The 1,064-nt window shown below is 60.9% G+C and carries 1 protein-coding gene and 1 pseudogene; one reads left to right on the top strand and one right to left on the bottom strand.

The features are described from left to right. Nucleotides 1-78 precede the first annotated feature (78 nt). Nucleotides 79-666: pseudogene (locus tag ITJ49_RS17415) on the top strand (recombinase family protein). 149 nt (nucleotides 667-815) lie between these two features. Here ITJ49_RS17415 and ITJ49_RS17410 read toward each other — a convergent pair. Next, the coding region (locus ITJ49_RS17410; RefSeq protein ID WP_228514687.1) for a hypothetical protein at nucleotides 816-1,064 on the bottom strand (249 nt) is incomplete at its 5' end.

The raw sequence follows: 1,064 nt of genomic DNA, 5'->3' as shown, positions 1-1,064 counted from the left end.
TTCCCAAATCTATGTGCCAAAAGCCTTTGCTTGAGTTTGCGTGTTCATCGTTGGTTTTGGGACACATGGAGGTCCATCGTGGGCAAGCTGATTGGGTACGCACGGGTGTCGACGAAGCAGTAAGAAACTGACCGGCAAGAAGCGGACCTCCTTGCTTCCGGCGTCCGACGCGATGACCTCTGTGTCGACCATGGTGGGTCTGGCGCTCGAGCGTCTCGGCCGGCCTTTGATCGTGCCCTCGACGCGATCCATGACGGGGACACTCTGGTGGTCACCACTCTTGATCGTCTTGGCCGGTCAACGCAGAACATGCTCGATTTTGCTGAGGGACTTAGGTCGCGGTCGGCAGGTCTTCGGGTGTTGAACCTGGGGGGAGCGGACGTGGACACGTCGACGCCGATGGGGTCGATGGTGTTCACGGTGATGTCGGCGCTGGCGCAGATGGAGCTCGACATTAAACGGAAGCGGATTACGGACTCAGTTGCTAAGCGGCGAACGGCTGGCGGGGACCTTGGCGGTCGTCCGCAGAAGGTGTCGGATCGGCAGATTCGAAATGCCTTGCAGTTGATCGATGGGGGAGAGGCCGCGGCGGGCGTTCTTCGGGATCTGGGTTTGTCTCGGTCAACGTTTTACCGGCGTGCCCGCGCGCTCGAACGTGAGGCTTGAGACCGCGGTGTCACGTCCCATGACGCAGCAACCGGGTCGCCATCCTCCTCGAAACTTTTTTTGACTTCCCTGGCGAATCCCGGGCGAAATTGGTCTTGGAGCCCTGCCTTTCGTTTTGGGGGGGAGTGGGTCGCATGCGGCGTGCCCAGTTAAAGGGTCGGGTACCCGTTTTTCGCTGCCGTGTTGAGGGTGGTGGTGATGTTGTCTAGTTGCGGAAGGATCGCGGTCAGTGACCCGTCGGTGTCTGCGTGGCCGAGGACTGTCCGGTACGCGGTGCGCATTCTCATGAGTGTGTGTTGTCCGTCGTCGGTGAGTTCCAGGGTGACGAGGTGGGGTTGGGTGCTGCTGGGGACGCGGTGCAGCAGGCCAGCGTCTTCCAGGCCGTCGATGAGCGCCGT

Origin of the sequence: Frondihabitans sp. VKM Ac-2883 (assembly GCF_015350875.1) — a bacterium.
Taxonomy (GTDB): domain Bacteria; phylum Actinomycetota; class Actinomycetes; order Actinomycetales; family Microbacteriaceae; genus Frondihabitans.
The sequence above is the reverse complement of the archived record's forward strand: the minus strand, read 5'-3'. Positions and strand labels throughout refer to the sequence as shown.